This is a genomic window from Rhizobium sp. PP-CC-3G-465, from assembly GCF_004343445.1.
GTDB lineage: Bacteria > Pseudomonadota > Alphaproteobacteria > Rhizobiales > Rhizobiaceae > Ferranicluibacter > Ferranicluibacter rubi.
On sequence record NZ_SLYH01000001.1, the window covers coordinates 1,611,399 to 1,636,902 of the forward strand.

General features: G+C 67.1%; 27 protein-coding genes and 1 pseudogene. 1 reads left to right on the plus strand and 27 read right to left on the minus strand.

The genetic code is table 11. From position 1 onward, the window contains the following. Window positions 1-16: 16 nt before the first annotated feature. From C8J33_RS07515 to C8J33_RS07640, 26 genes and pseudogenes are all read right to left on the minus strand, one after another. The gene (locus C8J33_RS07515; RefSeq protein ID WP_132446672.1) at window positions 17-1,426 is read right to left on the minus strand and encodes a sensor histidine kinase; all 1,410 of its coding nucleotides are present in this window, start codon (window positions 1,424-1,426) and stop codon (window positions 17-19) included. Further along, window positions 1,423-2,136 (minus strand): response regulator transcription factor, encoded by a 714-nt coding sequence (locus C8J33_RS07520; RefSeq protein WP_110799752.1) that lies wholly within the window; start codon window positions 2,134-2,136, stop codon window positions 1,423-1,425. The genes C8J33_RS07515 and C8J33_RS07520 overlap by 4 nt, the downstream gene beginning before the upstream one ends. Before the next feature lie 112 nt (window positions 2,137-2,248). Then, a complete protein-coding gene (locus C8J33_RS07525) occupies window positions 2,249-3,829 on the minus strand; it encodes a Do family serine endopeptidase (RefSeq protein WP_132663603.1) in 1,581 nt (526 codons plus the stop codon). A gap of 135 nt (window positions 3,830-3,964) precedes the next feature. Next, window positions 3,965-5,146 (minus strand): ATP-binding protein, encoded by a 1,182-nt coding sequence (locus C8J33_RS07530; protein WP_132663604.1) that lies wholly within the window; start codon window positions 5,144-5,146, stop codon window positions 3,965-3,967. A 106-nt stretch (window positions 5,147-5,252) separates the two neighbouring features. Next, window positions 5,253-5,699: a cytochrome c-type biogenesis protein gene (locus C8J33_RS07535; protein ID WP_132664488.1), complete on the minus strand. Its 447-nt coding sequence runs from the start codon at window positions 5,697-5,699 to the stop codon at window positions 5,253-5,255. A gap of 53 nt (window positions 5,700-5,752) precedes the next feature. Next, a complete protein-coding gene (locus tag C8J33_RS07540; RefSeq protein ID WP_132663605.1) occupies window positions 5,753-7,741 on the minus strand; it encodes a heme lyase CcmF/NrfE family subunit in 1,989 nt (662 codons plus the stop codon). After that, entirely contained in the window at window positions 7,738-8,187 is a 450-nt protein-coding gene (gene ccmE / locus C8J33_RS07545) for a cytochrome c maturation protein CcmE (protein WP_132663606.1), read from the minus strand. Before ccmE ends, C8J33_RS07540 begins: the two co-directional genes overlap by 4 nt. Then, complete coding sequence (gene ccmI / locus C8J33_RS07550) at window positions 8,184-9,338, minus strand: c-type cytochrome biogenesis protein CcmI (protein ID WP_132663607.1); 1,155 nt, start codon at window positions 9,336-9,338, stop codon at window positions 8,184-8,186. The genes ccmE and ccmI overlap by 4 nt, the downstream gene beginning before the upstream one ends. A gap of 213 nt (window positions 9,339-9,551) precedes the next feature. Beyond that, entirely contained in the window at window positions 9,552-10,007 is a 456-nt protein-coding gene (locus tag C8J33_RS07555; RefSeq protein WP_245507080.1) for a hypothetical protein, read from the minus strand. A 156-nt stretch (window positions 10,008-10,163) separates the two neighbouring features. After that, window positions 10,164-11,552, minus strand: coding sequence for an ATP-binding protein (locus C8J33_RS07560; protein ID WP_110733362.1), 1,389 nt, complete (start codon window positions 11,550-11,552; stop codon window positions 10,164-10,166). Window positions 11,553-11,565: 13 nt separating this feature from the next. Beyond that, window positions 11,566-12,282 (minus strand): response regulator transcription factor, encoded by a 717-nt coding sequence (locus C8J33_RS07565; protein WP_132663608.1) that lies wholly within the window; start codon window positions 12,280-12,282, stop codon window positions 11,566-11,568. 118 nt (window positions 12,283-12,400) lie between these two features. Next, window positions 12,401-12,661 carry a hypothetical protein gene (locus tag C8J33_RS07570; RefSeq protein ID WP_422038079.1) on the minus strand — a complete coding sequence of 87 codons (261 nt, stop codon included), beginning with the start codon at window positions 12,659-12,661 and terminating at the stop codon, window positions 12,401-12,403. A 217-nt stretch (window positions 12,662-12,878) separates the two neighbouring features. After that, window positions 12,879-16,703 carry a baseplate multidomain protein megatron gene (locus C8J33_RS07575; RefSeq protein WP_132663610.1) on the minus strand — a complete coding sequence of 1,275 codons (3,825 nt, stop codon included), beginning with the start codon at window positions 16,701-16,703 and terminating at the stop codon, window positions 12,879-12,881. 5 nt (window positions 16,704-16,708) lie between these two features. After that, window positions 16,709-17,170, minus strand: coding sequence for an NlpC/P60 family protein (locus C8J33_RS07580; protein WP_422037685.1), 462 nt, complete (start codon window positions 17,168-17,170; stop codon window positions 16,709-16,711). After that, window positions 17,145-18,062, minus strand: coding sequence for a DUF2163 domain-containing protein (locus tag C8J33_RS07585; protein ID WP_132663611.1), 918 nt, complete (start codon window positions 18,060-18,062; stop codon window positions 17,145-17,147). The genes C8J33_RS07580 and C8J33_RS07585 overlap by 26 nt, the downstream gene beginning before the upstream one ends. Continuing rightward, complete coding sequence (locus tag C8J33_RS07590) at window positions 18,059-18,700, minus strand: DUF2460 domain-containing protein (RefSeq protein ID WP_132663612.1); 642 nt, start codon at window positions 18,698-18,700, stop codon at window positions 18,059-18,061. The genes C8J33_RS07585 and C8J33_RS07590 overlap by 4 nt, the downstream gene beginning before the upstream one ends. Before the next feature lie 12 nt (window positions 18,701-18,712). Next, entirely contained in the window at window positions 18,713-19,273 is a 561-nt protein-coding gene (locus tag C8J33_RS07595; protein ID WP_245507081.1) for a phage tail tape measure protein, read from the minus strand. 1 nt (window position 19,274) lies between these two features. Further along, entirely contained in the window at window positions 19,275-19,511 is a 237-nt protein-coding gene (locus tag C8J33_RS07600; RefSeq protein WP_422037688.1) for a rcc01693 family protein, read from the minus strand. A gap of 5 nt (window positions 19,512-19,516) precedes the next feature. Further along, the gene (locus tag C8J33_RS07605; protein WP_132663614.1) at window positions 19,517-19,888 is read right to left on the minus strand and encodes a gene transfer agent family protein; all 372 of its coding nucleotides are present in this window, start codon (window positions 19,886-19,888) and stop codon (window positions 19,517-19,519) included. Next, window positions 19,888-20,295 (minus strand): annotated as a pseudogene (locus tag C8J33_RS07610) (phage major tail protein, TP901-1 family). Before C8J33_RS07610 ends, C8J33_RS07605 begins: the two are co-directional and overlap by 1 nt. A gap of 54 nt (window positions 20,296-20,349) precedes the next feature. Further along, window positions 20,350-20,757 (minus strand): DUF3168 domain-containing protein, encoded by a 408-nt coding sequence (locus tag C8J33_RS07615; RefSeq protein WP_132663615.1) that lies wholly within the window; start codon window positions 20,755-20,757, stop codon window positions 20,350-20,352. Then, entirely contained in the window at window positions 20,754-21,089 is a 336-nt protein-coding gene (locus C8J33_RS07620; RefSeq protein WP_132663616.1) for a phage head closure protein, read from the minus strand. Before C8J33_RS07620 ends, C8J33_RS07615 begins: the two co-directional genes overlap by 4 nt. 2 nt (window positions 21,090-21,091) lie before the next feature. Beyond that, window positions 21,092-21,661 (minus strand): head-tail connector protein, encoded by a 570-nt coding sequence (locus C8J33_RS07625; RefSeq protein WP_132663617.1) that lies wholly within the window; start codon window positions 21,659-21,661, stop codon window positions 21,092-21,094. 75 nt (window positions 21,662-21,736) lie between these two features. Next, window positions 21,737-23,005, minus strand: coding sequence for a phage major capsid protein (locus C8J33_RS07630; RefSeq protein ID WP_132663618.1), 1,269 nt, complete (start codon window positions 23,003-23,005; stop codon window positions 21,737-21,739). Continuing rightward, entirely contained in the window at window positions 23,002-23,577 is a 576-nt protein-coding gene (locus tag C8J33_RS07635) for an HK97 family phage prohead protease (protein ID WP_110726577.1), read from the minus strand. The genes C8J33_RS07630 and C8J33_RS07635 overlap by 4 nt, the downstream gene beginning before the upstream one ends. Window positions 23,578-23,637: 60 nt before the next feature. Beyond that, the gene (locus C8J33_RS07640; RefSeq protein WP_110799771.1) at window positions 23,638-23,949 is read right to left on the minus strand and encodes a DUF6107 family protein; all 312 of its coding nucleotides are present in this window, start codon (window positions 23,947-23,949) and stop codon (window positions 23,638-23,640) included. Window positions 23,950-24,050: 101 nt separating this feature from the next. Between C8J33_RS07640 and C8J33_RS07645 the strand changes: the two genes are divergently transcribed. After that, window positions 24,051-24,317 (plus strand): hypothetical protein, encoded by a 267-nt coding sequence (locus tag C8J33_RS07645; RefSeq protein ID WP_132663619.1) that lies wholly within the window; start codon window positions 24,051-24,053, stop codon window positions 24,315-24,317. A gap of 6 nt (window positions 24,318-24,323) precedes the next feature. Here C8J33_RS07645 and C8J33_RS07650 read toward each other — a convergent pair whose 3' ends face one another. Beyond that, window positions 24,324-25,496, minus strand: coding sequence for a phage portal protein (locus tag C8J33_RS07650; RefSeq protein WP_132664491.1), 1,173 nt, complete (start codon window positions 25,494-25,496; stop codon window positions 24,324-24,326). Between the last annotated feature and the right edge of the window lie 8 nt (window positions 25,497-25,504).

Consider the following 25,504-nt stretch of genomic DNA (forward strand, 5'->3'; position numbering starts at 1 on the left):
CGTTTTCCAACGTCTATCAGCTCGGACCTTGCGGGAAAACCATCTCCGTCGTCAAACCCTTCGCACCTTCTGCCTCGGGCAAGGTGCTGCCGAGTGAAAGGCTGCCGTGATGCAGCTCCATGACGGCCTCCACCAGCGACAGGCCGAGCCCCGTTCCCGGCTTCGACCGGCTCTGGTCGAGCCGCACGAAGCGCTGCACCACCACCTCCCGCTTGTCGTCGGGAACGCCGGGGCCGAAATCCGCAACCGATACGACGGCCGCGCCATCGCGCCGAACCAACCGGACGAGAATGCGCGGGTCAGCGGCACCCTCGGAATATTTGATGGCATTGTCGATGAGATTGCCAAGCGCCTGCCCGATCAGCTCGCGGTTGCCGGTGATCGAGATGCCCGGTTCGACCTCGGCTTCCAGCGCCAGCGCGTGCTCGTCCGCCAGCGGCTCGTAGAGCTCGACGCAATCGGCCACGCTTTGCGACAGATCGACGTCGCTCATCTCGGCAGCCGACGAGCCCGCCTCGACGCGCGAGATCATCAGCAGCGCGTTGAACGTGCGGATCAACTGGTCGGATTCGTTGATGATCTCGTCCATCGAACCGCGATAGCCGTCGATGGAGGTATTATGAGACAGAGCCGCTTCCGCCTTGTTGCGCAGGCGTGTCAGCGGCGTTTTCAGGTCGTGGGCGATGTTGTCGGAGACCTGCCGCAGGCCCTCGTTCAGCTTCTCGATACGGCCGAGCATGGCGTTCAGCGATTCCGATAGCCGGTCGAACTCGTCGCCGGAGCCACTCATCGGCAGACGCTGCGACAGGTCTCCGGCCATGATGCGCGTGCTGGCATCCGACATGCGGTCGATACGCTTCAGCGCGTTGCGGCCGATGGCAAACCAGATGATCAGCGCGCCGATGCCCATGACGCCGAGCGCGACCATCAGCGCCTGGCGGACGAGAACGCGAAATTTCTCCGGCTCCTGCAGGTCGCGGCCGACCAGCACGCGCAGGCCGTTGTCGAGAAAGAGGACATGGGCCAGCGCCACATGGCGGTCCTTGCCGTTTTCGTCCGTATAGCGCTGATAGGCAAAGGCCTCGTCGGTCCAGCCCTCCTTGGCGAGCAGGCCCGGCTGCAGGGAGGCGACGTTGCCCGCGAAGATCTCGCCGGTCGGCCCGGCGATCACGTAGAGCGCGGCACCCGGCTGGCGCGCGCGGCGCTCCAGCGTCCGCAGCAGCCCGTTGATGCCGGCCCGCCCGTAGATCGCCTCGATCTGCGAGACCTCGACGCTCACCGCATCCTTGGTCTGCTGGTCGAGCAGCCGCTGCGACATTCCGGTGACGTAGAAGACGAGGAAGGCGGCGCAGAGCGAGAACAGCACGAGATACAGCGCCGACAGCCGCACGGCCGTCGTGCGCATCAGAATGCCGACGCGGCTCATGCCTCGGCGCGCCCCTCGACCTTGGGTTCATCCTTGATCATGTAGCCGGCACCGCGAACAGTACGCAGCAGCGGCTGGTCGAAGTCCTTCTCGATCTTAGCGCGCAGCCGCGACACATGCACGTCGATGACGTTGGTCTGCGGATCGAAATGATAGTCCCACACATTTTCGAGCAGCATGGTGCGCGTCACCACCTGCCCCGCATTCTTCATCAGATATTCGAGCAACCGGAATTCGCGCGGCTGCAGCAGCAACTCTCGCCCCTGCCGCTTGACGGTGTGCGACAGCCGGTCGAGCTCGAGATCGCCGACCCGGTAGACCATGTCCTGCTCGGGTGCGCCCTTGCGCCGGCCCAGAACCTCGATGCGGGCCAGAAGCTCGTTGAAGGCATAGGGCTTCGGCAGATAGTCGTCGCCACCCGCCCGCAGGCCCGTCACCCGGTCGTCCACCTGGCCGAGCGCGGAGAGAATGAGAACCGGCGTGTGAATGCCGCGGGCGCGCAGTTCGGTGATGACGGAGAGGCCGTCGCGGCGCGGCAGCATGCGGTCGATCACCAGAGCGTCGTAACTGTTCTCGCTCGCCATGAACAAGCCGCTCTCGCCGTCGCTGGCGTGATCGCTGACGATGCCCGCCTCGCGGAACGCCTTGGAGAGATAGGCTGCGGCCTCGAGGTCGTCCTCGACAATCAATATCTTCATGTGGCTGACCATACTGCCGGTCCCGTCACTTTCACAGTGTTTCCTTGAAAACAGAACAGGTCTGAAAACGGCAACGCCGCGAAACCTCGTCGATTTCGCGGCGCGCCATTCTATCGAGGCAGCATCAACCCTGGTCGATCGGCAGCGCGATGAAGCGGCTGGCATTGTCGGCCTGGATCTGGAACAGCGCCTTGGAGCGGCCGTCCTTCTTGGCCTGGCTGATCACTTTCAGGATGTCGTCGGCAGACTTCACTTCCTGATTGTTGACCGAGACGATTTTCTCGCCCTGCTTCAGGCCGCGATCGCTCGCGTCGCTGTCCGGATCGACCTGCGAGATCGTCACGCCCTGTCCATCCTCGGAAGGGGCCACCGTCACGCCGAGATCCGCCAGTGCCTTTTCGCTCGCGGGCTGCGCAGGCTCGTCCGGCTGGGTCGTTTCAGCCGCCGCTTCCTGCTTGTCGTCCGGCAACGTGCCGATGACCAGCTTGACGCTCTGCGACTTGCCGTCCCGCCACAGCGAGACATCGACCGAGCTGCCCGGCTTCATCGCGCCGATCTTGCGGGCGAGTTCGCGCGGTCCCTTGATCGGATCGCCATCGACCGCGGTCACGACATCGCCCTTCTTGATGCCGGCTTTTTCGCCCGGCGAACCCGGCTGCGGCTCGACCACCAGCGCACCGCTGGCTTCCGCAAGGCCGAGGCTGTCGGCGATATCCTTGTTGACGGGCTGGATCTGCACGCCGAGCCAGCCGCGCGAAACGCTGCCGTCCTTCATCAGGTCCTCGACCACATCTTTCGCCACCGAGGCGGGAATAGCGAAGGCGATGCCGACATTGCCGCCCGAGGGTGAGAAGATCGCGGTATTGATGCCGACGACCTGGCCTTCGAGGTTGAAGGTCGGACCACCCGAGTTGCCCCGGTTCACCGCCGCATCCACCTGCAGATAGTCGTCATAGGGGCCGGAGCCGATGTCGCGTCCGCGTGCCGAGACGATGCCGGACGTCACCGTGCCGCCAAGGCCGAACGGATTGCCGACGGCCACGACCCAGTCGCCGACACGCACCTTGCTGTCGTCGGCAAAGCCCACATAGGTAAACTTGCGCTTGTCATCGACCTTGAGCACGGCGAGGTCGGTGCGGCTGTCCTTGCCGACCAGCTTGGCATCCAGTTCGGTGCCGTCATTCAGCACGACCGTGAAGGCCGAGCCGTCGCTGACGACGTGATTGTTGGTGACGAGATAGCCGTCTTCGGTGATGAAGAAGCCGGAGCCCTGCGAGGTCGGACGAAGACGACCTTCGCCGCCCTTGCCGTGCGGGCCGCGTTCGGCGCGCGGGCCGTTCGGCCCATGCTGCGGACCGCCGTTCGGGCCGCCGAATTCGCGGAACAGACGCTTCAGCGGGTGATCCTCGGGAAGATCGTCGAAACCGCGACCGCCGAAATCGAACGAGAAGCCGTTCGAGGCATCCTCGGAAACGGGATTGGCGCGGCTCTGCACGCGAACGGACACGACGGCCGGGGAGACGGCATCGACCACATTGGCAAAGCTCGGAACCTGCTGCGGCGCCGTGATGCGGACGGGCTCTGCAAAGGAACTGGTGATAGCGGCCGGGATGCCCGTCGAGAGCATGACGGCGGCCAGACCCGCGACGCCGGACGTCTTCAGGACGGTCTTGAGGGAGGGACGGAAAGAACGTGTCGTTGTCATCCTGATGTACCTTTTCTTCTCTGCTCTGGCTGTGACTGGAGGGAAACAACCGATGACGACAGAGATAGGCTCCCCCACCTTACGAGGGAATGTCTGGGGCATGAACATTTGGTAATGTTGGCTTTTTGCCAGCCATCAGGCGCCGCAGTCGATCTCCCGGGTCCGATGGAGATAGTCTGCAAAGAGGGGAACCGTGAAATCGATATCCCCATGGGACGGGCTGTAGATCATGCCCTTCCGTATGATGCTGGACCGCGTCGGTCCAAGGCTCGTAACCTTCTCGCCCATACGCTCGGCGACATCGCCCGATCGGTACGGACCACTCCCCAGTTCCGCCATGCAGATGACGTAGTCCCGCTCCTTCGGCGTCAGCCGATCGAAACGAACCCTGAAAAAGCCTTCGTCCAGCCGGCGTATCGCATCAACCGAGGCCGTATCGACATCATCGCCCGAAATCGGCGACGCGTCAGCGGTATTCCACACCTGATAGCCCCATTCCTGAAGAAAGTAGGGATAGCCCTGTGTCTTCACCACGATGTTACGGATGGCGTCATCGGTGATCGTCTCACCCTCTTCCTCGACCGGACCTCTGATGGCGGCCTGTGCATCGGCTGCGTTCAGGGCACCCACGGTGGGATAGGTGAAAAGTCGCTCTGCATAGGACTTGGCTTCGCCGGACAGAGCCGCTGCCTGCGGGAGGCCTGCACCGAAGAAAAGAATGGGCAGCGCCTTCTGGTTTGCCCTGTGAAGAGCGACGATCAGCGCCGAGAGGTCGTCGGAACTCAGGTATTGGACCTCGTCGATCAGCAGCGTCCAGGCGCGGCCGGCCGATTTCGCCGCCTCCCCGATCTTGAGAAACAGGTCGGATAGATCGAATTCGAGATTGCCGCTATCCGCCGTTCCGCTTTCCGGATCGACGGACAGGGAGATATCACCGATTTCGATCTTGAAAGCGCTTGCAAAACTGCGCAGCGCACGCATTCCCGAATGCGCCGAGGCCCGTGCGCGCTCCGTCGTGGACAGCTTGCGAAGCACCTGAACGAGTCTTGGATACAAGAGATCGACAATCCGATTGCTTTCGGGCGCCTCGATGAAGGAGGTCAGATGATCCTCATCTTCCGCCATTTCCTGAATGCGGTTGAGAAGAACGGTCTTGCCGACACCACGCAGGCCGAGCAGCATCTGAGATCGGCTGCTGCGCCCCCTTACGGCACGCTGCAAGGCGATGCGGGCCTCGCTGATGATACCGTCACGTCCAGCAAGCTCAGGAGGCTGCGTCCCTGCGCCGGGAGCAAACGGGTTTCGGACCTCATCCATGATATACCGACTTTACAGAGTTTATCGCCATAATGGCCGTAAACATATATGATGATATAACTGCATATAAGTCCATATAATTTGGTAAACCAAATGCAGAGGAGGCTCATTTTAGGAGCTGATCCAGCCGCGCCTCTTCCTCCGCAGACAGCGGCACCCCCGCCACCCGCGACGGCCGGCGGCCACGGGCGGCGAGCAGCATGGCTGCGCCACCGGCGACCAGCAGCAGGACCGGCGTTCCCCAGAGGATCAGGGTCTTGCCCTCGAAGCGCGGCTTCAGCAGCACGAATTCGCCGTAGCGCGAGACGACATAGTCGATCACGGCGGTGTCGGTGTCTCCGCGTGCGAGCCGCTCGCGCACGATCAGCCGCAGGTCCTTGGCGAGCTCCGCATTGCTGTCGTCGATCGACTGGTTCTGGCAGACCATGCAGCGCAGCTCGGCCGAAAGGGCGCGCGCCCGCGCCTCCAGCGCCGGATCGGGCAGCACCTCGTCCGGGTTGACCGCCAGCGCCGGTCCGAGCGTCAGAAGCCCGAGCATCAGGGCGACGAGCATCGTCGCCGCCATCTGCAGGCCCTTGCGCGCCCGTCGAGCCAGTCGAGCCATTGTCATTCCGCGGCCTCGGGCAGTCCGCGGACCGGCTTTCGCGCCCGCGAAGGCGCGCCGATGCGCAGGCGTCGGTCGCTGAGCGAGACCGCGCCGCCGAGCATCATCAGGACGGTGCCGCCCCAGATGCAGAGGATCAGCGGCTTCCACCAGATGCGCACCACGACGCCGCCGTTCGACTGGTCGTCGCCGAGCGAGACATAGAGCTGGCTCATCCCGAAGGTGAGGATGCCGGCCTCCGTCGTCGGCATGCGCCGCGCGGTGTACAGGCGGCGGGCCGACCAGACGTCGGCGACGACGATGCCGGCGCGGCTGATGGTGAAGTGCCCGCGTTCCTCGGTATAGTTGGGTCCCTGGGCCGCCTTCACGCCGTCGAAGCGCAGTGCGTATCCCCCCGCCTCCGTCGACTGCCCCGGCGTCATCGCCAGGATATGCTCGCTCTGGAACGCCGTCACGGCGACGATACCGATGACCGTCACGCCGACGCCTGCATGGGCGAGTGCCGTGCCGAAGCTCGAGCGCGGAAGGCCGGAGAGACGCCGCCAGGCGGTGCCGAGCGGCACCTTGCCGAGGCCGGAGCGGAGCACGAGATCCGTCACCGCGCCGCCGATCATATAGGCGCCGAGCGCGATCCCGAGCAGCGCCAGAACCGGACCGCCGCCCTGCGCATAGGCGACGCCGACGCCGACCAGCAGACCGAAGGCGACGGCGGCAAACAGCCGCTGCCCGGCCGCCAGCACGTCGCCCCGCTTCCAGGCGAGCAGCGGGCCGAAGGGCACGGCAAACAACAGGGGCAGCATCAGAAGGCCGAAGGTCATATTGAAGAAGGGCGGACCGACCGATATTTTGTCGCCGGTCAGGGCCTCCAGCGCCAGCGGATAGAGCGTGCCGGTCAGCACGGTCGCGGCCGCCGTCGTCAGGATGAGATTGTTGAAGACCAGCGCGCCCTCGCGCGAGATCGGCGCGAACAGCCCGCCCGCCTTCAGCCGCGCGGCACGGATCGCAAACAGCGTCAGGGCGCCGCCGATGAAGAGAATGAGGATGACGAGAATGAAGATGCCGCGGCGCGGATCGGTCGCAAAGGCATGCACCGAAGTGAGCACGCCGGAGCGCACGAGAAAGGTGCCGAGCAGCGACAGCGAGAAGGTCATTAGCGCCAGCAGCACCGTCCAGATCTTCAGCGCCTCGCGCTTTTCCATCACCAGTGCGGAGTGCAGCAGCGCCGTGCCTGCAAGCCAGGGCATGAAGGAGGCATTCTCGACTGGGTCCCAGAACCACCAGCCGCCCCAGCCAAGTTCGTAATAGGCCCAGTAGGAACCCATTGAGATGCCGGCCGTCAGGAAGCTCCAGGCGGCGAGCGTCCACGGCCGCACCCAGCGCGCCCAGGCCGCATCCAGACGGCCCTCGATCAGGGCGGCCACGGCGAAGGAGAAGCAGACGGAGAAGCCGACATAGCCGAGATAGAGCAGCGGAGGATGGATCGCGAGCCCGATATCCTGAAGCACAGGGTTCAGGTCCTGCCCCTCGCCGGGCGCCGGTACCAACCGCGCAAACGGGTTGGAGGTCAGCAACACGAAGAGCGCGAAGGCGGTGGCGATCAACGCCTGGATCGACAGGACGTGCGCCTTGAGGGTGGCGGGCAGGTTGCCGCCGAAGAAGGCGACCAGTGCCGAAAAGAAGGTGAGGATCAGCATCCAGAGCAGCATGGAGCCTTCGTGATTGCCCCAGACGCCGGAGAATTTGTAGATCAGCGGGATCGCGGAATGCGAATTGGCCCAGACGTTCTCGACGGAGAAGTCGGACGTCACATGCGCATGCGTCAGCGCCGCGAAGGACAGCGCCACGAGGACAAAGGTTGCGTAGGCGGCAGAGGTGCCGCTCGCCATCAGGCCCGCGTCGCGCCGGAAGGCGCCGATGGATGGCAGTGCGGCCTGCAGCAGGCTGGTCGCCAGCGCCAGCACCAGCGCGTAATGTCCGAGTTCCACCATCATCGGATCGTCTCCTGCCCGCCGAGCGAGACGCCCTGCGCCTTCAGCCGGTCGGCCACGTCCTTCGGCATATAGGTCTCATCATGCTTGGCCAGCACCGTATCGGCCACGAACACGCCGGCCTCGTTCATCGCCCCTTCCGCCACCACGCCCTGCCCCTCGCGAAACAGGTCGGGCAGCATGCCGGTATAGGTCACCGGCACCTTGGCCAGCGTATCCGTCACGGTAAAGGTCACCGTCGTGCCCGCGCTCCGCTCCACCGAGCCCGCCGCAACCAGCCCGCCCAGCCGGATGCGCGTGCCCGGCGCAACATGCGCCTTTTTCAGATCGCCGGGAACGTAGAAATAGGCCACTGCCTGGCTGAAGGCGAAGAGCACGAGCAGCACGGCCATGGTCAGGAATCCGACGCCGCCGGCAATCAGCGTCAGGCGCTTCTGCTTGCGCGTCATGGTGCCGCCCCCGTATCGATGCCCAGTTCCGCCGCCAGCGCCAGCAACTGCCGGCCGCCGTCTCCCGCGCGCGGAAAGGCCGCAAGCCCCTCGCGCAGCGCGCCTTCGGCCTTGGCGGTCTCGCCCAGCACCGCATAGGAGCGGATGATCCGCTGCCAGCCCTCGAGGTTGGCGGGGTCCTCCTTCAGCTTCGCGGCAAGGCTCGACACCATGCCTTCGATCATCTGCCGTCGGTCGTCCGTGCTCATGGCTTCGGCATTGGCGATCGCCGCTGCGTCCGGCCCGCCTAGCTTGGCCTCGCCGGCTGCGGGCGCCCCATCGGCTGGCGCCAGCGCCGCAATATGCTCGTTGACGAGCGGCAGCCACGGCGCGCCGGCCGGCGAGGTCTTCACGATCTCGCGAAACGCCGTCAGGGCCTCGGTCGCCTTGCCGTCCTGCTCCAGCCCCAGCGCGAGGTAGAAGCGCGCGCGGGGATCTCTCGGCTGCAACGCCAGCGATTGCTCCAGCGTCTTACGCGCCTCTGCCGCCACAAGTCCTCCGGATCGCGCGATCAGGCTTTCGGCATAGCCGCCCAGCCGCTGCGGCGATGGGCCTTTGAGGCGGATCGCATTGGAGAATGCGGAGATGGCATCGTCGAAACGGCCGCTCCGATAGTAGATCGGCGCCAGCACGTCATAGCCGGCGCCGTCGTCCGGATTGGCGGCCAGTTGCCGTTCGGCCTGCGCGATGAGAAGTTCGATGTCGCCGCCGGGGTCGGCGAGACGCGCGGCCAGCGGCGCATCGGGCAACTCCGGGCTGCCGGTCGTCAAGTAAAGACAGAGCCCGACCACAGGCAGCACGACGATGACAGCCGCCTGCGCCAGCCGGTTGGCCCTGCCAGCCGAAGACGTCCCGTTCGGCACCCTGTCCTTATCCGCCGTGGCGCTGGCGGCGAGCAGCCTCCGGGCGATCTCGGCGCGGGCAAGCTCGGCCTCTTCGGGCGCAATCAGCCCGTTCCGCGCATCCCGTTTCAGTTCTTCCAATTGGTCGCGATAGACTTCGGCGTCATGCTGTCCGGCGACAGTGCTTGGCCCACCTGCCCGCAACAGCGGCAGAAGCAGCAGCGCCGAGACGGTGGCCGTCATCACGGCAACAATGATCCAGAACAGCATGTCCAGTCTTTCAAGCCCTCACAGCGCGCCCGACAGGACGCTCCGTCATTGAGCCCTTCCTGATGCCTCGGCGGCAGACGGATCAGACCCACCTCGCAGCCATACTATGCGGACAGCCGTGTTCCAATCGGCAAAGCGGGCATGACGGAAAATTGAGGCATCGGCTGGACGGCGATACGCCGACCGCTGCCTTGCCGGCCGTGAAAGCCGGCGTCAGGTCAGCGGCGTCCAGGTGCCGTTGGCATTGCGGCAGGCGACGCCGCGCGCGACGTTGTCGGCGGTGCCCGCGGTCACCGTATGGCTGTACTGCCGGCAGTTCTGCGAGCCCACCTGATAGGGCGCCGCCGCCACGACCGAGCCGCGCATGCCACTGCCCTGCCAGACGACCGGCTGGCCGCCCGGTGCGGCCTCGAGCGCCCGATATTCCGCTTCCAGCGCCCGCTGACGATCCGCACCCGACAGCTTCACGTTGGCGTTCTGCCCGATGATGCCGTTGCCGAGTGCCGCGATAAAGGAGGACGATGCGCCACCCCGCGTCGCCACGCCGCCGAGTGCCGCCGTCGTCGGCCCGGCGGACTTGGAGGCACAGCCGCTCGCCACGCCCAGCGCGACGAGAAGTCCCGTGGTTGCGAGCCTGATCATGCGGGGAAAACGGTGTCTGTCTGTCATGCGCGAAGCGGATCCGGGTTTCATGGGCAAGCAATGATGGGCTTATTTTGCATTGCCGCAAAAGGCGGGCAACAGCTCATCGCGAAATAAGCAACGACATCGGTTCATTTCCCGCCGACCCGTGTCGAAAAAGCACGCCGCAGCGCGTGCCGCCCGTCACGAAGCGGCCGGCAGCACCAGCGTCGCTCTCAGGCCGCCGATCTCTGCGCGGTCCATGGCCAGCGTGCCGTGATATTCGCCGGCGATCTCCCGCACGATCGAAAGGCCGAGGCCGGTGCCCGGCTTGCTCTCGTCCAGCCGCCGCCCGCGCTTCATCGCCATGGCGATCTGTGCGGGCTCGATGCCCGGCCCGTCGTCCTCCACATCCACCGTGATCCAGGCGCGCCGTCCGGGGTCGAGCCCCTGCACGCCTTCGCCCGAGAGATGCGCCGTAATCCGGACTTCGCTCAGCGCATAGCGCGCGGCATTGTCGAGCAGGTTGCCGACGGTCTCCTCCACGTCCTGCTGCTCCATCGCCAGCACGAGGTTGGGCGGCGAGATCGTCAGGAGAAACGTCTTTTCCGAATGCAGACGGCGCATCACGCGCACCAGCCGCTCCAGGGCCTGCTCCACCTCGGTGCGCGCCAGCACGGATTCGCGCTGCGCGGCGATGCGCGCCCGGTTGAGGTAGGATTGCACCTGCACCTGCATGGCGTCGGCCTGGCTGCGCACGAGCTCGCCATGCGGCGCCTCCAGCACCCGCGCCTCGTTGATCAGCACGGCGAGCGGCGTCTTCAGCGAATGCGCGAGGTTGCCCACCTGCATGCGCGCCCGCTCGATGATGCGCCGGTTGCTGTCGATCAGCGCATTGACCTCGCTTGCCAGCGGCTGGATCTCGCGCGGAAACACCCCGTCCAGCCGCTCGCTCTCGCCGGCCCGGATCTTTTCAAGCGACCGCCGCGCCTGATCCAGCGGGCGCAGGCCAAAGAGGATGGCGAGCGCGTTCATGCCCAGCCCGCCGAAGCCGAAGATCGCCAGCGCCAGATAGAGATTGCGGTTGAAATCGTTGATATCGGCCTCGAGCACATCGCGGTTGCCGGCAATGCGGAACCTTGCGGTGCGGCCCTGAATGTCGAGCACCACTTCGGTCTCGGCCACCTCCACCTCGTTGCCGAAGCTGTCGAGCGTCGTGTAGAAACGCTCGTAGCGGATGTCGAACGGCACGTCGTCGACACTGACGATCGGCAGCTTGCCGGAGCCGAGCGAGGTCGAGACCAGCGGCGGCGTGTTGAATTCGCCGATCGGCTCGACGATCCAGTACCAGCCCGTCTGCGGCTGCGAAAACCGCAGGTCGCCCAGTTGCGGGCTGCCGGCGAGCACGCCCTTGTCGTTGACGACGATCGAGTTGATGACGTTGTAGAGCTGCGCCCGCAGAAGGTCCTGAAAGCCGCGCTCCGACCCCTGCCGGTAGAGCGTCGAGATGACGACGCCGATCACCACGAGCGCTGCCGCCGCCCAGATGGTGGAGACGAGGAGAACGCGGGCGGTGAGGGATTGCAGCCGCAGCATCAGCCGCGCCTCAAGACTTCGCGTCCTTGTCCGCCATGCCCTTTTCCGCGACGCCCTTTTCCACGACACCCGGCGCCTGCATGCGGTAGCCGAGCCCGCGCACGGTCTCGATCAGGTCGTTGCCGATCTTCTTGCGCAGCCGCCCGACGAACACCTCGATCGTGTTACTGTCCCGGTCGAAATCCTGGTCGTACATATGCTCGACCAGCTCGGTGCGCGACACCACCTGCCCCATATGGTGCATCAGGTAGGAGAGCAGCCGGAACTCGTGCGAGGTCAGCTTCAGCGCGATGCCGTTGACCGTCGCCTTAGAGCCCTTGGTGTCGAGCCGCACCGGGCCGCAGACGATCTCGGACGTCGCGTGGCCCGCCGCGCGGCGAATGAGCGCGCGGATACGGGCAAGCACTTCCTCGACATGGAACGGCTTCGTCACATAGTCGTCGGCGCCGGCGTCGATGCCGGCGACCTTGTCGCTCCAGCGGTCGCGGGCAGTGAGGATCAGCACCGGCATGCGCCGGCCGGCACCACGCCATTTTTCGAGCACGGTGATGCCGTCCATCTCGGGCAGGCCGATGTCGAGAATGATGGCGTCGTAGGGCTCGCCCTCGCCGAGATAGTGCCCCTCCTCGCCGTCGAAGGCCTGGTCCACGACATAGCCGGCTTCCTTCAGCGTGTCGGTCAGCTGCCGGTTGAGGTTCACGTCGTCTTCGACCACCAGAATGCGCATCAGATACCACTCTCCGTCTGTCCGTCGTCACGGACCTTACCGGGCAAGCCCGGCAGCATTGCGTTCAGTGCCCGCCCCCGCCATTCCATGGAAGAGGCACAGTCCTCCCAGGGCCGATTTACATCGGCACCCGCATCGTCACCTTCTTCGGTCGTCCGCCATTGCCGGGAATGAGCACCGTCACCACACATTGTCCGTCCGAGGTCATCTGCACCGACAGCAGGTCGCCGCCGGTTTCCTCGACGACCTGCGAGGCCGCCGAGCTGCAATCGCCGGAAACGGGCGCGACCTGCAGGGCTTCCACGTCCGCCACGGCGGCACCGGCCCCGAAGGGCGCCGCCGCCGTCGGCAGCGGAAGCAGCGTCAGGCTTCCGGCCAGGCTTCCGACAAGCATCGCGATGATCAGCGGTGACGGCATGAACGCACTTTCGCATTTCCGAGGTGTTGCGTGTGTATTAGGGGTCCCTGCCTGAATGGCGAATGAATGCGCGACTTACGCCACTTTCTCCGCTCCGGATCAAGCCCTGATCCGCCGTCCGATGGCCGCTTCCGGCGTGTCTTCCGGCAATTCACAGCTGCGATCGGCCCCACCTGTCTCACACGGCCAGCAGCGCCTCACCCGGAAGCCCGAGCGCCACCACCTGCCCCCGCTGCCGCACCCGCACCGACACCTGGCTCTGCCGCGCCCCGAAATCCGCGATCTCCTGCGCCAGCGGATAGGCGAAAGCGTTCGTGGTCGTGTCGCTTGCGCGCACCACCTGCGCGCCCGAGAGGATCTCGACACGGTAGGCCTCGACAGGTTCGTCGAGCGGCGTTTCCCCGTCGAGCCAGGCATCGGCGGAGGCACGCGCGCAGCGGATCCACCGGAGCGTCAGGTTACCCCCGGCATCCCGCTGCGCGCTCAGATGCACCGGCGCGAGCGGCGTTTCCGCGCGCAGGCCGCCGGCAAAGCTGTAGGTCTCCGCCGCACCGGCCGGCATGCCCTGCGCCTCGACGATCCAGTTGAGCACTTGGCCCGCTTCCGCACCGCTCAGGCCCAGCGGCTGCACGGCCGCGTCGAGGATCACGATCGCGGCACCGCCCTGCGCACCCGCCCCCTGCGCATCGGTCGATCCGGCAAGCCCGCGCAGCAGCCGGGACAACCGCCAGCGTCCGGGCGCGATCTCCTCGGCCAGACCGAAGCCGAGAATTTCCCAGGCGCCGTTGCGCGACAGCACGGCCATCCGGTTTTCACCCTGAAACAGCGCGAGATCGCTGATCGACGTCAGCTCCCCCGCATGCAGGTCGAGCGTCACCGCATTCGCACGGTCGAACCGCCCGGAAACGCCGACGCCGAGCGCCGCGACGAGCGTTCCCGTCCGCGCCGGCCGCGCCAACGACAGTCGCGCCGCATAGCCCTCGCGCGTCGGCGAGGCCGACAGCGTCACCGATGTCCAGGGCCGTGCAAACACCGCCGCCCGCGCAAAACTGGCCGCGTCCCCGTCCGTGTAGCGCGGCAGGTCCATCAGGTGCACCAGCGGCGCGAAGGCGGCAGAGGCGCTGTGGCCATTCGCGGCCACCCGCGCCTGCGGCACCAAGCGGCTGGCACCACCCATGACGATGCCCCGCGCCTCCACCCGGCGCACCTCGCCATCGTCGATCCGCTCGATGACGAACGTCCCGGACGGCCCTTCAGGGACGGTCACGATATCCCCCGGCATGGCCCCAAGCGCATTCGGCGGCAGCGCGAAGCTCAATTGCCGGCGCCCGGCCTGATGATCGCGCAGCGCCGCGTCCACGGCATCGGTCGCCGCCGCCTCGTGCAGCGTCCCCGCCAGCGACAGCCGCAGGATTCGCTCGTTACCGGGCGCTGCCCTGCGCGAGCGCGCCGTCGTCCGGCCATAATCGCTTGTGGGGTCGAGATGGTCGAGGATCGCCTCGCGGGCATAGTCGCCGGCATCGCCGCGCAGGTCCTGCGTCAGCGGCGCATCCTTCACCTCCGCCAGCGTTTCAAGCCGGGTCGGCGGTCCCGCCTGCAGCAGGCGCGAGCGGAAGACGAGCCGCCCGCCCCGCTCGACCGCATCGATGCCCGCCGCCGCCATCAGCGGCTCCAGAAGGTCGCGCGCCGACATCTGCTCGGCCTGCACATAGCCGCCGAGATCGCCGCAGACGAGATCGGTGTCGCCGTCCGCAAACCGGTGATCGGCCAGAATGGCGGCGATCGTGTCGGCCATCGTCGCCGTGCCCAGCCGGCCGTTCAGCCAGTGTCCCACCTGCCAGTTGCGACCGTCCGCCCAGACGTCGAGGGCTGCGGGAAAGGCCGGCTGCGGCCGCGCGTCCCAGGTCCAGACGAACATATGGTCGGGATCGACGCCCGCAGGCGCATCCGCGCCCTGCCAGAAATCATGGCTCGCCTCCAGAAACCGCCGCTGCACCGCATCGCTGCGCCCGCCACCCGAAAAATACGGAACCGCACTCTCGGAGGATTTCGGATCGGAAAAGACGTTCGGCTGGTTGCTCCCCTTGTCGATGGCCGGGCAGCCTGTCTCGGTAAACCAGACCGGCTTCATGCCCGGCACCCAGGCCGTCGCCACCGCCTGCTCGACGCCACCGATGCGCTCGTGATGCGCGTTCGCCCACCACGCGCCGATGTCCTTGACGCGAAACATCCACGGCTTGCCCGCAAGCCCGTCGGTGATCGCCGTGCGGCGGCGGGCCGTCCGGTCCGCCTCGCTGGCATAATACCAGTCGAAGCCCTCGCCACCTGCATTCATGGCCTTGAGCTTCGCCCCGTCCTCCGGCGTCCGCTGCCCGTCCGGGTTGCCCTCGGCGATGTCGCCGTCCCGCCAGTCCGATAGCGGCATGTAGTTGTCGATCCCCACCGCATCGATGGCCGGCGATGCCCAGAGCGGATCGAGATGGAAGTGGACGTCGCCCAATCCATCCGCCGGGTGGTAGCCGAAATACTCGCTCCAGTCGGCCGCATAGGTCAGCCGCGTCGCCGGCCCCACGGTCGCGCGCACATCCTGCGCCAGCACCGTCAGCGCCTCGACGAAGGGAAACCGGCGTGCCCCGTCGCGCAGCGTCGTCAGACCGCGCAGCTCCGAGCCGATGACGAAGCCGTTCACCCCGCCCGCATCCCACGCCAGCCGCGCATAATGCAGCACGAAAGCGCGATACCGCCCATCTGCGCCCCCAGCCCCCCCGTTGTCGTTTACCGTACCCGCACCGCAAAACGCCGAAATCTCGCCGCGCACGGCCGGCGTTTTATCTGTGCTTCCCGGCAGACCCGGCGCCACCGCCGCCGTGATCCGCCCGCGCCAGGGATAGGCCGCCTGCCGCACCCCGCCATAGGGGTCCGGCAGGGTGTTGGCGGCGGAAATATCCATCATCACGAAGGGATAGAGAAACACCTCCAGCCCCCGCGCCTTGCAATCGGCGATGGCCGCCACGACGCTCCGGTCGGAGGGCGTGCCCCCATAGGCCGGGCCACCACCATTGCGGCTCACCAGATGCGCCGCCTCGCGCTCCACGCCTGCGACCGACCATTCGCGGCTCTCCCGCCCTCGTTCGCGCGTCTCCACGCCCGGCAGGATCCGGCACTGCCCGGCGCGCAAATCGGTGCCGAACCAGGAAACGACCAGCGCCACGCGCTTGAGGTTCGGGCAAAGCGCCTGCAGCTCGTCCAGCGAGGCCTGCCAGTCCGTCTCGCCATGAAAGACGTTGCGGTTGACGATGCGGGCCTCCCCCGGCCCGGTCTTCTCCTGCACCGGCGCGGGGTCGTAGCCATGCTCCGTCGCGCCGGGAATGATCGTCACCGCCCGGATCTGCTTCTCCAGCCGCCCGACCGGGCGGATGACCTCGACATGCAACAGCGGAATCCGGTTGCCGTAAGGCCCGAGCGGCAGGCGCTCGAAGACCACATAGGCAAGGCCGCGATAGGCCGGCGTCTCGCCCAACGCCTGCTTCGCCGATATCAGCGGATCGGGCGCCTGGCTCTCGGCTCCGGTATGCAGCCGCATTTCGACGGTCGAGAGATCGAGCTCCCGCCCGTCCGCCCAGACGCGCCGGATGCCGGCGATCGGCCCCTCGCAAAGGCCGAGCGCGACATTCGCGAAATAGCGGAAGGTCTCGACGCGCGGCCCGCTCGCCTTGCCGCCCTGCCGCTCGCGATGCACCTGCTCCTCGAAACGCGTCGCCCAGATCAGCGTCCCCCCGATCCGCATCGTCCCGTAGACGCGGGGAATGGCCGTGCCTTCTTCGGCGCCCGGCACGCGGGCATCGCCCAGCCGCGCGCCGGTCACCGTCGTCATGCCGTTGAGGATCGAGCGGTCGATGGCAGAGCCCGCCAGCGCGCCTGCCGCACGCCCGACGATGGCGCCCAGCGGCCCGAACACGCTGCCGAGCGCTGCCCCCGCCGCCTGCAGAAGAATGGTCGCCATCTCTCTCAAACCTTCTCGGGAAAGCGGAAGACGCCGGCAATCCGCCGCCGCCAGGAAGGCACCAGCGCCGATTCCACGACGCTCGCCTGCTCATAGGCGTGGATGAAGCGCTCAGTGTCGCTCAAAATCCCCGCATGTTTGGCCGGCATCCCCAGCCGCCAGCGGAAGAGGATGAGATCGCCCGGCAGCATCGCGCTGAGGTCGATGGGCGGCCCCATCGCCCGCGTCGCCGCGTCCCACAGCCGGTCTTCCCCGCTCCGCTCCGCCCAGTCCGGCCGGTAGGGCGGCGGCGTCTCCGGTTCCGCGCCGTGAATGTCTCGCCAGATGCCGCGCACCAGCCCGAGGCAGTCGCAGCCCACACCCTTCAGGCTCGCCTGATGCCGGTAGGGCGTACCCAGCCAGTCCCGCGCCGTGGCCAGCACCTGAAGGCGCATGGACTCGTCATGCAAACAACGGCCGTCCGTCATGCACCGTCTCCCCATCCGCATAGCCATAGGAAAAGTCGCTGCCCGGCATATGCGGGAAGCCGCGAAAGTTGAGCGCGTTCTGAAAGCGGTCCCGGCAGGTGGCAAAGCTCTTGTCGCACCCCATGGTCACCGTGAGCGTATCGCCCGCCGACAGCGGCACCGGCGGCGGCAGCCACAGGGTCAGCCGCGCCGTCGCTCCATCACCCCCGGCGCCATCACCCTCGGCGCCCTCACTCCCGGCAATGTGATCCTCGACATCGCAGGTCCAGCCCGCATTCGCCCCGCTCGTCATGCGGATGAGCCCATAGCGATAGGCACCGACGGCGGCCGAAAGACCCGACACACGCAGCCCCACATCGCCGGCAACCTCAATGATCACGCCGGTCTCGCTCCGCCCGGCAAGGCTCGCGCCGCAGCGCGCATCCCCGAAAGCCGCGTCGCATCGCCGCCCGTAGCTGCGGCCCTGCACCTCGCCCAGCCGGTGCGTCAGGCTGCGAAGCTCGGCGCGAAAGGCGCCGCCCGCCCGCGTCACCTCGCCGATATCCTGCACGGTCAACAGCATATGCTGCTCGGGCGCCTGCCAGTTGACCAGAAACTGCTCGACCCGCGCGCCGTCATAGCGCCCCGCCGCCACATCGGCCTCGCTGATGGCGGCACTCGAAAAGCCGCCCGTCACCTCGCCCGCATCCGCCGCCAGTCCCGCCGCCGCCTCCGTCTCGCTCGCCCGAAAACCGCTCGCCGCCAGAAAGTCGATTCCGGCAAAGCGGAGATCGCGATCATGCTCGGTAAACCCGATGACCACGCCGTCGCGCCGCGTCACCCGCCAGCCATGGCACACCGTCGTCGCATCGCCAGCCAGATGTGCCGCCAGTGCTTCCGGGATCTCTCTCATGGCCGGATCTCCACCAGCGGAATGGTCGGAATGCGCCCGGCCTGAAACTGCGCCAGATCCACGTCGATCCGGTCGGTGTCGAAGCGCACGGGCACGTCGAACTCGAACCCCGCCCGCACCGCGGCCCCCGCAGGCGGCACATGCCCGGCCGCAAACGTCACCATCCCCGTCGTCGCATCCAGCGCCAGATGCTCGCCCGCCACATCAGTGCCATTCACGGTTACCAGCAGCGTTCCCACCACCGGCTTCACGATGTCGCGCACCGTACCGCCGCCCGCATCCGCATAGGTCTTGGTCAATTGAAAACGATCCGTCACCCCGTCGCCGGTGCCGATCACCTGATCGCTCGCCGTCACCGCTCGTCCCGGCGGCCCGGAGCGGAAATCCACCGGATCGCGAAATCGAAACCCGTGCAACTGTCCGGACCGCGCCTCGAAGAAAGCGAGAACCGCATAGAGGTCGTCGATCTCGCGGATGCCGGACCCGGCATCATAGTGCCGCCGCGCGTCCCGCCAGCGGTTGTTACGGTTCTCCCGCCCGTTCGACAGGCTGACGATATCCGTCCGGCGCACCGGTCCACCGCTGGTCCCCAGAGCCAGCCGCATCGGAAACCGCACCTCGTGAAATCCCTGATCCATCTCAACGCCTCCTCACACACCCCGCCGCCCGCGCCCGACGGTGCGGGTCAGCATGGCCGCGATCTGCCCTTCCGAACGTCGAAAACTATCGGCATCGCTGGCCGTCACGTTGAACACGACGTTCGGCACACCGCCTGCCGTCACGCCCGCCCCCGGCACGGGCGCAGCCGCATTCCCGGCAACGGACGACCCCGCACCGCCCGCTGCACCGCCCGCCAAAAGCCCCGACAGAAACCGCGGCGTGGCAAGGCTTCCACTGCCCGTGAACGGCGCCGCGCCACCCCCGCCGGACCCCTGCGCCAACCCGTCGAACACCGCCCCGATCCCGGTGGACACCGCATCCTGCAACGGCTTCAGCCCCGCAGACAGCGCGATATCCACCAGCCGAAGCCCGGTGCTCTTCAGGATGTCGTCGAGCCCCTTTCCACCGCGCACGGCGCTCGAGAGCGCGCTCGTCATCGCCGAACCGAACCGGCCGGCGCTCCGCTCCAGATCGGCGAGCACCGCATCCAGCGCCTTGCCCTCCGCAATCATCGCGGGGAAATCGCCGCCACTATCTGCCTCATCCGCCATATCAGCCTCCTTTGCCGTTATCGTCCGCCGCATCGTCGGGAAATTGTCGCATCATCCGGGAAAGCCCGGCCCGGTCGGGAGCCGCGCCCTTTCGCACGCCAAGGCCCAGCGCTGCCGCCAATTCCCTCGGGGTCAGCCGCCAGAAATCACGCGCCGGCAGCCGCAGACGGGAAAGGCCGGCTTCCATGGCCGCCTCCCACGGAAAGGGCGCCGGCGGCGCCCCGTCCTCACCGTCCACGGCGCTCAGGGGTCCGGCCGCGCCTCCGCATCTCCCGGCTCGCCGCCGAAGGCTGCGGTCAGAAGTTCGCCGACCAGCCGCGCCAGTCCCGCCAGCCCGCCCTCGACGGACATGCCTGCGACATCCTCGTCGGAAACGATGTTGCCGCCGCCGCGCAGGCCGATCGCGAGGATCGCAATCAGATCCTCCGCCTTCAGCCCGCCCGCCAGAAAGCGCCGCGCCAGAGCGGCGAGACTATCGGCCGCAAAGGCGGTTTCCAGTTCCGCAAGGCTGCCGAGCGTCAGGCAGAGGATACGGCGCTCGCCGTCGATCACGGCCTCCACCTCGCCGCGATGCCGGTTCGCGCGCCCGGTCACGCGTCTCTCGCGCGGCCGCATCAGGCAACCACGAAGCTGAGCGGACCGGCCGATTCCAGCGCCGCCTCGAACTGGACTTCACCATTGTGCTGGCCGCTATATTCCAGCGTCGTCAGCTGGAAGAGGCCGCTCACCGTGCCGAAATTCGGGATGATCACCTGCCAGGTCAGGATCGCGCCTGAAAAGAAGGTCGAGCGCACCAGCGCGTCGGAGGACTGATCCTTGAAAATCCCGGCACCGGCGATCGATGCGCGCTGCACGCCCGCCCCGCCCAGAAGCTCGCGCCAGCGCCCGCTGGATTACGCGTCGGTCACGTCGACCGTCTCCGCATTGAACGCCAGCCGCTTCGACCGCAGCCCAGCCACGGTCGTAAACCCGCCACCGGTCTCGATCTTCAGCAGAATATCCTTGCCCTTCTGCGCCACCATCGGCCCGTCCCTTTCCGTGTTCGTTCTGTTGGTTAGATCAGGCCCGGCGCTCGCTCAGCCCATCGGCTCGGTCACGGCGCGAAACCGCATCACCGCCACATGCCCCCGCGCCGCGCCGTCGCGCGCCGTGCGGGTGCCCTCATGCCGGAGGTTCACCAGATGATGGCCGGCAAGCGTCAGGCCTGCATCGTGCAGCAGCCCCCGCACGCGGCCCGCAATCTCCTGCACCACCCGGTTGCCGCCCTCTGCCCCGCGCACCTCGATCGTCATCGCATGCTCCTCGCCCGGCTCGCTCGCCGTCGACCAGTCGCTGCTCTCGATCCCGGCAAGGCGCAGATACGGATGCTCCGCCCGCTCCAGCAGCCGATCATGAATGCCGCCATCCCCCAGCACCGCCAAAAGGGCCGCATCGCCTGAAAGCTTGGCGAAGACCGCCGCCTGCAACGCATTCGCCGCGCTCATCTCAGGGTCTCCCGGCAGCGGCAGACGAGGTAGCGCCGGCTCTCGTCCGGATCGAACGCCGACAAGACGACAAACAGCCGCGCCCCCTTGCGAAAGCGCATGCCGGCGGACACGTCCGTGCGATGCCGGATCCACACATCATGCTCGACATCGCAAACCCCCTCGTCGCGCCGCTCCCCCGTCAGCGCCACGCGCGGCTCGATCAGCGTCCACAGCGCTCCGGCGCTCGCAAACGCCCGCGAAATGCCGCCCTGCCCGTCCGGCGTCTCTACCGGCCTCTCCAGTTCCATCCGCGCCGTCATGCGGCCGGGGTCGATCGTGTCGGTGCGCATGGTCAGAGCCTCAACCGGCGAAAGGGTGCGACCAGCCGGTCGTAGCCGGCCGGTACATCCGCCGGCTGATCCCCAGGGGCAACAGCACCGCGAAAGGCGTAAAGCAGCGCCAGATGCAGGAGCAGCGCCCGCTTCAGCGAGGCCGGCACCTCCGTGCCCGTCGTGCCGAAGCCGGCGGTGAAGTCGATCTCGATGCCGTTCACCGGCCGCACCGTTTCCAGCGCCGCCGGCAGGAACAGGCGTGCGGGAAGGCTCCCGCCATCCAGCACGAACCCCGTCATGTCAGCCTCGAACGGCGCCCCCAGCGCGTCATAGCCGGTGATGGTCTCGATGCTGATGACAGGCCCCCGCCCGATCTCCAGCACGGAGGCATCCGGCCAGCGGTCGAGATAGAGGCGGAAGCTGCGGGCGATCAGCACGAGGCCCGTTGTACGCTCCAGATGGTCGCGCACGATGGTGATAAGGTCGGCGATCACGGGGTCGTCGGCCGTGTCGTCGACGCGTAGATGCGCCCGCGCTTCGGCAAGCGTCAACGGCTCGCCCACCGGCGGCGCCAGTTCGGCAATGGTCATGGATATCTCCGGTCTGGGAAGGAGGAGGAAGCATAGGCGGCGGGCTCCGTCCGCCGCCTTGACGCGCCTGATCGATCAGTTGACGGCGAACTTCACCAGCTTGATCGCCTCGAAGTTCTGCACCCCGCCGCCGACGCGCTTGGTCGTGTAAAACAGCACGTAGGGCTTGGCGGAGTAGGGATCGCGCAGGATGCGCACGCCCGTCCGGTCCACCACGAGGTAGCCCGCCTGGAAGTCGCCAAAGGCGATCGCCATGCCGCCGCCGGCCACATCCGGCATGTCCTCGGCTTCCGCCACCGGAAAGCCCATCAGCGACGCCGCCTGGCCGACGTTCGACGGCGGCTGCCACAGGTAGTTGCCGTCGGCATCCTTGAACTTGCGGATGTCGGCCTGCGTCTTGCGGTTCATCACAAAGCTCGCCTTCTGCCGGTGGCCGGCCTTCAGCGCGTAGATCGTGTCGATCAGCACGTCGGAGGGCCCGCTTGAGCGAAACCCGCCCGCGGCGCCGGTCGCGATATAGCCGAGGCTGCCCCAGGCCCAGCTGGCCTCAGCCACAGTGCCGTAGCTCAGAAACCCCTTCGGCTTGTTGATGCCGTCGCCAGTCACGAAGGCCGTGCCCTCCTGTTCGCTGAAGGCGATGTCCACCTCGTCGGCGATCCAGCTTTCCACGTCGACGGCGGCATCGTCCAGCAGTGCTGCGGTTGCCGCCGGCATGGCATAGAGTTCCATGGTCGGGAAGGTCAGCTCGGAGAGCTGCGGCGTCGCGGTCTGCGGCCGTGCCGCCGTTTCCGAGACCCAGCCGGAGGCAAGGCCCGACACCGCGAACGGCTTCTTCAGAACGCTGCCCGACACCTGCCGCACCGTCGACAGCGCCCGGATCGGCGAGATCACCTGCAGCCGCCGGCCGATCTCCGTGTCGGTCTGCGCCGGCACGAGGTAGCCGCCGTCGCTGGCGGAGCCGATGGAGAACGCCTTTTCCTCCAGCGCCCGCAGCGCGCCTTCGTCGCCGCGGCGGATGTAGCTGTCGAAGGCCGCCTTGTGCTCGGCCGCCTCGAAGCTCATTGCCTCGGCCTTGCCGCCCAGCGCCGGACGCGCCTTCTTCAGGAGCATCTGGTCCAGCGCCCGCTTCTGCTCGTCCATCCCGCGCGAGATCCGGTCCACCTTGTCGCGCGTCACGACGTCGGCCGAGAGCTTGCTCTCGATCTCGCCCAGCCGCTGGTCGTTCGCCTCCTTGAACACCTCGAAGGCGCCCATGAAGTCCTCGAAGGCCGTGGCAATCGTGTCCGGTATCGTCTTGATCTCCGGGGCCGTCTTCAGAGCACCCGCGGTCTGTGTATTGGTCATCTCAAGAAATCCTTTCGTTCCACCATCATCCGGGTCGCCCGCCGCATCGTGCGCACGAGCTCCGTTTCCCTGTCGCGGAAGAACCGCGCATGCTTGACGTTCGAGACCCGCGCCGATGGCAGCATCGGAAAGGTCACGACCGAAATCTCCCAGAGGTCCGCTTCCAGCACGCGGCGGATGCCGCTCTTGGCGTCGGTGCGCGCCTTCACGGTCTGAAAACCGATGGAAAGCCCGTCGAGCGCGCCGCCCTTCATCAGCTGATGCACCTCGCGGGCCCGCGCCACGCCGGTCGAAAGCCGCCCCTCGACGAACAGCCCCCGCCCATCCTCCCGGATCGTCGTCCAGGTGCCGATCGGCTCGTTCGGGTCGTGCTGGAACAGCATCCGCACGCCGCCCGCGCCGCGCTTGGCCAGCGAGTGCAGGAAGGCGCCGCGCTCGATCGTGTCCTTGCCGAGATCGATCTCGCCGAACACGCTGGCATAGCCCGAAAACCGCCCCTCGCCCGTCACCCCCGCCAGCGTCAGCCCGGCAACCGCCGTCGTCCGCCGGACCGCATATCGGTCTGTCGCCATGGAAATCTCCCAGTGATGTGATGTGTTGAAAGGGCCGCCTCGCTCGGCGGAAGGGGCCGCCTATTTCTGCCCGTACCGCCGCGAAATCCGCACGGCGGCGCCCAGCGCCCACCAGGCCATGAGGCTCGCCGCCGCCGATCCCGTCAGCAGCACTTCGGCACCGGACACGAGCCCCGCGATCCCCAGCCGCTCGACAACCCACAACCCCGTCGGCCCGCCGAACACCAGCCCGCAGACCGTGCCGGTCAGAAACCGCGACGCCGCCTCATGCCGGCTTTTCGGCAGGAGATAGATGAGCGACACGGCAGCCCCCGCCACCGCGCCGATCCCGCGCACTGCCCACAGCACCGGGTCCGGCTGAAGTTCGGCCATATGTTTCGTCCTTATGGATGGAAGGAAAATGCGGCGATCACGGACGCAACATCCGATATCGCCTGTGATATCATTCGCCACAGATCAGAAAGGTTATCCTCATGAGCCAGTACCCTCTGCGCGTTCCCGACTATCTTCTCGATCAGGCCCGTGAAGCGGCCAAGGAGGAGAATGTGTCGATCAACCAGCTCTTTCTCGCCTTCATCTCCGATGGAATGGGCCAGCGCCGCGCCTTGCGTTCGTTGCAGGAGCGAGCCGCCCGGGGCGATCCTGCGCGCGCCCTCGCCCTTCTCGGATCCCTGCCGGATCACGGCCCCGAGCCGGACGACCGCATGCCCGAGGCGTTACAAAGCGAAAAGCGGCGCTGACGGCCCTCAATACCCCACCGCCGCCCGCTTCTCCGCGTCGGTCAGAAAATCCGCCGCCCCCACGCGCGCCCAGAGTTCGCTCCGCTCGCCCGAAAGCCCGTTCACCTGATCGAGGTCGGCCTTGAGATGCAGCGGCGCGTCGAAGCGGTCGGACAGCCAGGCCGAGAGCGCCGTCGCCGTGCGGTTGATCAGCGGCAGCACGGTCAGCCGGTAGAAGGCCCGGTGGGCCTCCTGATAGTTCGCATAGGTATTGTCGCCGGGAATGCCGAGCAGCATCGGCGGCACGCCGAAGGCGAGCGCGATGTCGCGCGCCGCGCCGTTCTTCGCCTCCACGAAATCCATGTCCTTGGGCGAAAGGCCCATCGCCTTCCAGTCGAGCCCGCCTTCCAGCAGCAGCGGCCGCCCGGCGCGCATCGGCCCGCTATAGCCCTCGTCCAGCTCGCTTTTCAGCCGGTCGTACTGGTCGGGCGAAAGATTGCCGCCCTCCTTCGGCTGGTAGACCAGCGCGCCCGAGGGACGGGCGGAATTGTCGAGCAGCGCCTTGTTCCAGGTCGCCGCCGCGTTGGAGAGGTCGAGCGCCGTCTGCGCTGCCGCCAGCGGTGGAAACCCCAGATGGTCGTCCAGCGGGTGGAACAGTTTGAGATGCAGCAGCGCCGTTCCCGCCGCATAGCGCCGCACGGCACTGCCCGCGCGATATTCGTAGCCCTCCGGCCACCCGTCCCGCCCTTCGAGAACCCGCACCCGGTCCGGCCGCAGCAGATGCAGCTCCCGTGTCTCGGTGCCGAGCGTCACCGCCTCCACATAGGCATTGCCCGAAAGCAGCAGATGGCCGTAGAGCGTTTCCAGAAAATCCGCCGCCGCCATCTGTCCGTTCGGCCGCGCCAGCAGTCGCAGCACGGGGTGGTCGGTCACCTCGCTCTCGCCGCGATAGACCAGCAGCGGCACGGCGGCAGAGGCCTCCGCGATCATCCGCACCGTGCGATAGGCGACCGGATTGCGCAAAAAACCCTCCCGCGCCAGCGCCGCATAGGATCGCCCCGTCCAGTGCGCCCGCCCCTCCTGCGCGATGGCGACGAAGCCGGCCGCCTTGTTCTCGCGCCCCGGCCCGGACGCCGTTCCCGATGGCTTGGGAACACTCTCGGCAAAACCCGGCATTTTCAAACCGAACGGCATCTTCATGAGCATCT